Raw genomic sequence first — 4,899 nt, forward strand, 5'->3', positions numbered from 1 at the left:
TTACTGCTCGTTAAGGCTGGGATAAATTAAAACAGGTCTTTTCATCCGGTGGATATATTATTACGGTTGAAATAGATCTGTTTTTCTATTAAATCCAGCCTTTCTCCACTGCTTTATCAATTGCTTGCTGCCTTGTTTCCACTCCTAATTTTTGGATAGCAGAAGATAAATAATTTCGAACAGTTCCATCTGTTAAAAACAATGTTTTTACAATTGCCTTTGTTGTGAGACCATCTTTTGCGAGACGTAATACTTCTGTTTCCCTATCAGTTAATAGATTCTTTTCTTTAAGAAATAATGCTGCTGCTAAATCTGTACTAATGACTCTTTCACCTTTCATTACTTTCCGAATTGCTTCTAATAGAAAGTCGATTGGCTCATCTTTTAGTAAATATCCTTCTATCTGCAAATCAATTGCTTTTTGTAAATAACCTGGTCTTGCAAAAGTTGTTACAATTATCACCTTGGTGGAGCCGCCAGCCTTTTTTATCTTTTCTGCTAATTCAAGTCCTGTTATAAACGGAATCTCAATATCTAATAAACAAATATCAGGCTGACATTTCTTAATTACTTCCCATGCTGCTTGACCATCTTCTGTTTCTCCCACAACTTCAATATCATCCTCTAATTTTAATAATGAAGTTAATGCTCCCCGAAGCATTTTTTGATCTTCTGCGATAACAACCCGTATCATTCTCCATGTTTCCCCCCATTTACTTGAATTGGAACCTTCAATATAATAGTCGTACCATGTGCTGGATTCCCCATAATTTCAGCTTCACCTTGAAGCATTTCCATCCTCTCTTTTATAGAACGAATACCATTTCCTTTTCCTTCCTTAATATGACCATTCCCATCATCTATCACTTCAATCTGATACATCTCATCTCGTTTGAATCGGTTTATCATACATTTTTTCGCTTCACTATGCCTAATAATATTTGTAATCGCTTCACGAATACAAAGTGCCAGCATCGTTTCAGTTACATGTGATAGAACAGGATCTGGTTCTTGCTCCTTATTAATCATTTCAATTCCTGCTGTATATAAAAAACTTTTCAGCTGATCAAGTTCTTTTTCCAATGAGATAAACTGCATATCTGAAACGAGCTCTCTTACTTGTTTTAATGCAGCCCTTGAAGTGTTTAAAATATCCTCTATTTCCTCTTTTGCTCTATTGGAATCTTTATCGATTAACCTCATCGTCAATTCACTTTTCAATTTAATCATTGTTAAAGTCTGACCAAGTGTATCATGCAAATCCCTTGCAATTCGGTGCCTTTCTTCTTCTAAAATTAACTGCGCATTTGCAGTATCAAGCTTTCTTTGAAGAATTTTTGTCTTTTCTTTTATAAAGATAACGATAGGGATGATCATTTGTATAATCATAATTGGGAAAATTGTCGTTTTTATAATCCCGGACAGGCTGCTATTATCAATCCAGCTAAAGCCAAAATGCATAGCAGTAATTCCAATAATTCCAATTCCAATATATATTTTGCTCCTTGCCCTTCCAATCAGATCTGCAAAAATAAACCCATACAGCAACACCCATTGGTCAACATAGATTGCGAGTATCATAAGAGCTGTACATCCAGCCAGGCTTGCAATAGGAAGCAGCCAGTCTCGGTGCCAAAGACAAAAATAGAAAGAAATTAACACGATCCCGGCAAGTAGTAATTGTACAAAAAGTCCCAGCTGTCCTTCTATTACTATAATTTTATACATTAAGAAAACAATCGCTATTACGTCAATGAGCAAATAATTTTGAACTTGGTCAGCTGGATACAGCTTCTTAACCATTGTGACAAACTCCTTTTTTAAAATACTATTAATCTTTATTTTGTTATTAGCCTTAAAATATACCTTCTCGCTGCTTCCATTGGTCCAAATTTCACATGTTGAAGCCAAAAGTTTGCAAAAATGATTTGAAAAGAGCTAAGGACAAACCATATGATAATAATAGTAATCGAATCTACTTTATTACCGAAACCAAAACCCCAGCCATAAAAAATAATAACAGAAGCTATATTTTGCAGTACGTAACAGCTTAAAGACATTTTCCCAACATTCTCAAGCTTATTCCATAACCAAAACTCTTTGTTTCTCTCTACTATTTTAGCAATAATAGCCAAATATCCTAAAGACAGAAGCGGAGCAAATAAATAACGAACAGGGAAATCAAAAATGCCTCCTGGCACAAAGATTAATAAATTCAGCGGGATACCGATATATAAACCTAATTTAAATAGTTTCTCCCGCTGTCTCTTCCCATTTTCGTCTGGAGAAAAAACCCCTGCTCTCATAAGACGGACACCTAATAAAAACAAAAATATATTCAATGGTATTAGAAAGATAACTTCTGTTCGCAATGCAAAAAAATTCATTAGCCGATATTGGACCTGTTCTATCCAGGTGCCATCTTTATAGAGAATTGCAACTTCTTTCATATCTCCTATTGATATTTGTGCACCTGATATATTAAAAAGGATACCTTGGATGAGAATCAACAATATAAATCCAGCATGAAGCCCTCCGATTATTTTCATTGTTCTCGCTATAATGCGATCTCCGCCTTTTATGATAAAGGAAACAATAATTGCCGTCACTCCATAACTCATTAATATATCGTATTCCATCACAAGCATAAAATGGATAAAACCTTCCACTATTAAAATGACAGAAATCCATATATAAATACCTGGCCAGGCACTTCCTCTTCGTAAAGACTGCTGATATTTCAATTCAAGTCCAACACCAAACATAATAGTTAATAAACCTAAAAATTTACCATTTACTAAAAATAAAACGAAAATTCGTATAAAATCTTCAAAAGACTCCCACCATACATAATGATCATAAGTAAAAACGTACGATAGATCTCCCAAATGGGCAAAAATCCAAATATTTGTCCCTAATGTTCCTAACACAGCAAAGCCTCTTAAAATATCGAGCAGACGAATTCGTTTATTATGTCCCTTCATCACTTTTATCCCTTCTCCCTTTTTCCTCTTGATACCTCCATTGTATTTTTAAAATTATGTAACCGATATTCACATCTATCAGTAATTTTTTATGACATCTGTCATATAAGTCTATTGCCTGCTAAAATACCATGAAAAGAGAAAAATGCTATTTATTTGAGATATTTGGACTAGCTTGTTAAAATGATATTACTTCATTTATTAAAAATGTCAGCGTCATGAACGAAACTTTAGAAAAGGAGAAATCAACATGAAAGATTCTTTTTCAACACCTTATGAGGTGATTGGTGCAGACTTATTATCACAGCTTGTTGATTCCTTTTATGGAAAAGTGGAGAATCATCATTTACTGGCGCCAATCTTTCCTAACGATTTAACTGAAACTGCTAGAAAACAAAAGCAATTCCTTACACAGTATTTAGGCGGTCCTTCCCTTTACACAGAAGAGCATGGTCATCCGATGCTTAGAGCGAGACATCTCCCTTTTCCTATTACACCGGCAAGGGCAGAGGCTTGGCTTTCCTGTATGAAGGAAGCAATGAAGGAAGTCGGTCTTGAGGATGAAGTTAAGGAATTTCTTTTACACAGACTCACATTAACTGCACATCATATGGTAAATACACCAGATGAGGAAAACGATTCAAAGAAAGAGGTACTTACGTAATGCAAAATTATCGTGGGGAAAAGGAATTGGCCCACTTTTTCTCGCACTGTCATAACCATCCAGATAAACCGATTGAAATCTACATGTTTGTAGACCCTTTATGTCCTGAATGCTGGGCACTTGAGCCAATTATTAAAAAATTGCAAATTGAGTATGGCCGGCTTTTTTCATTAAAATATATTGTGAGCGGCAAGCTTGCCACATTAAATATGACGAAGAAACAGCGTCCGGAAAAATTAGCGCATACATGGGAAAAAACGGGGAAAAGAACTGGAATGTCATGTGATGGAAAAGTTTGGTTTAACAGTCCGATTTCGACTCCCTATGCTGCCTCACTAGCAATAAAATCTGCTGAATTACAAGGCAAAAGAGCAGGGGCTCGTTACTTAAGAAAACTGCAGGAACTTCTATTTATCGAAAGTGTAAACGTTTCTAGCGAAAACGTCCTAATAAATATTGCAAAAAATGTACAATTAGATGCGGAAGAATTTAAAAAAGACCTTCATTCTTCAAGTTCTGCTAAAGCATTGCAATGTGATTTAAAAATTACATCTGAAATGGATGTACATGAAATTCCAACACTTGCATTTTTCAATCAGAATGTAGATGAAGAAGGCATAAAGATTAGTGGATATTATCCCTATGAAGTGTATGTAGATGTTTTACGCGAAATGCTCGGAGCGATACCAAAGCCTTCGCAGACACCGCCTCTTGAAGCTTTTATCCAGTATTATAAATTCGTTGCATCAAGTGAAATTGCAGCGGTTTATAATCTTTCCATTCAGGAAGTGGAAAAAGAAATGAAGAAATTATTATTATGTAAACGTGTAGAACGCATACAGGCTAAACATGGGACATTTTGGAGATTTTTAGACGAGAGGAGTGACAAATAGTCACTCCTCTCGTCTAAATTATTACGTCTGTTTCATTTTTGTGAGGAGTATTTCTTCTCTCTTTTTTCTGCGCTCTTCATAAAGATGTTAGATAAAAAATACTTCCCTTCCTCACTCGATACTTGAATAATGCCTCCATGAATGCCAGCAATCGCTAGGCCCAGTCCATGTCCGTCCATTTGTCATAACCTTGATTTATCGTCTCTAACAATATTCATTACTTAAAAAATACCTCTTTCAAATAGACATATTTAAAATAAAGTGAAACTTCCATCAGTGGGGTTTTTTTCTCATTTCCCACTTATGGTTAGCTGAGGCCCGCACGATACGGTTCATACATACGTTGCTCGCATGAAGT

At 35.4% G+C, this 4,899-nt stretch carries 6 protein-coding genes; 2 read left to right on the forward strand and 4 right to left on the reverse strand.

Annotated elements, in window-relative coordinates:
- Window positions 1–88: 88 nt before the first annotated feature.
- From BFA01S_RS20775 to BFA01S_RS20785, 3 genes are read right to left on the reverse strand one after another with little or no spacing between them, the layout of a single operon-like run.
- The gene (locus BFA01S_RS20775; RefSeq protein WP_066235437.1) at window positions 89–694 is read right to left on the reverse strand and encodes a response regulator transcription factor; all 606 of its coding nucleotides are present in this window, start codon (window positions 692–694) and stop codon (window positions 89–91) included.
- A complete protein-coding gene (locus BFA01S_RS20780; protein ID WP_066235439.1) occupies window positions 691–1,803 on the reverse strand; it encodes a sensor histidine kinase in 1,113 nt (370 codons plus the stop codon). Before BFA01S_RS20780 ends, BFA01S_RS20775 begins: the two co-directional genes overlap by 4 nt.
- 35 nt (window positions 1,804–1,838) lie before the next feature.
- A complete protein-coding gene (locus BFA01S_RS20785; protein WP_066235441.1) occupies window positions 1,839–2,984 on the reverse strand; it encodes a DUF418 domain-containing protein in 1,146 nt (381 codons plus the stop codon).
- Between the two features lie 250 nt (window positions 2,985–3,234).
- Here BFA01S_RS20785 and BFA01S_RS20790 point away from each other — a divergent pair, with 250 nt between their 5' ends.
- Entirely contained in the window at window positions 3,235–3,648 is a 414-nt protein-coding gene (locus BFA01S_RS20790; RefSeq protein ID WP_066235442.1) for a globin domain-containing protein, read from the forward strand.
- A complete protein-coding gene (locus BFA01S_RS20795; protein WP_066235444.1) occupies window positions 3,648–4,541 on the forward strand; it encodes a ClpXP adapter SpxH family protein in 894 nt (297 codons plus the stop codon). The genes BFA01S_RS20790 and BFA01S_RS20795 overlap by 1 nt, the downstream gene beginning before the upstream one ends.
- Before the next feature lie 32 nt (window positions 4,542–4,573).
- Here BFA01S_RS20795 and BFA01S_RS23000 read toward each other — a convergent pair whose 3' ends face one another.
- Entirely contained in the window at window positions 4,574–4,720 is a 147-nt protein-coding gene (locus BFA01S_RS23000; RefSeq protein WP_169800519.1) for a hypothetical protein, read from the reverse strand.
- Between the last annotated feature and the right edge of the window lie 179 nt (window positions 4,721–4,899).

The organism is Metabacillus fastidiosus NBRC 101226, from assembly GCF_001591625.1.
Lineage (GTDB): Bacteria > Bacillota > Bacilli > Bacillales > Bacillaceae > Metabacillus > Metabacillus fastidiosus.

Bases quoted from the DNA above. Each gene is read 5' to 3' on its own strand.
- BFA01S_RS20795 (WP_066235444.1), top strand. From the start codon at position 3,648: ATGCAAAATTATCGTGGGGAAAAGGAATTGGCCCACTTTTTCTCGCAC.
- BFA01S_RS23000 (WP_169800519.1), bottom strand. From the start codon at position 4,720: ATGGACGGACATGGACTGGGCCTAGCGATTGCTGGCATTCATGGAGGC.
- BFA01S_RS20790 (WP_066235442.1), top strand. From the start codon at position 3,235: ATGAAAGATTCTTTTTCAACACCTTATGAGGTGATTGGTGCAGACTTA.
- BFA01S_RS20785 (WP_066235441.1), bottom strand. From the start codon at position 2,984: ATGAAGGGACATAATAAACGAATTCGTCTGCTCGATATTTTAAGAGGC.
- BFA01S_RS20775 (WP_066235437.1), bottom strand. From the start codon at position 694: ATGATACGGGTTGTTATCGCAGAAGATCAAAAAATGCTTCGGGGAGCA.
- BFA01S_RS20780 (WP_066235439.1), bottom strand. From the start codon at position 1,803: ATGGTTAAGAAGCTGTATCCAGCTGACCAAGTTCAAAATTATTTGCTC.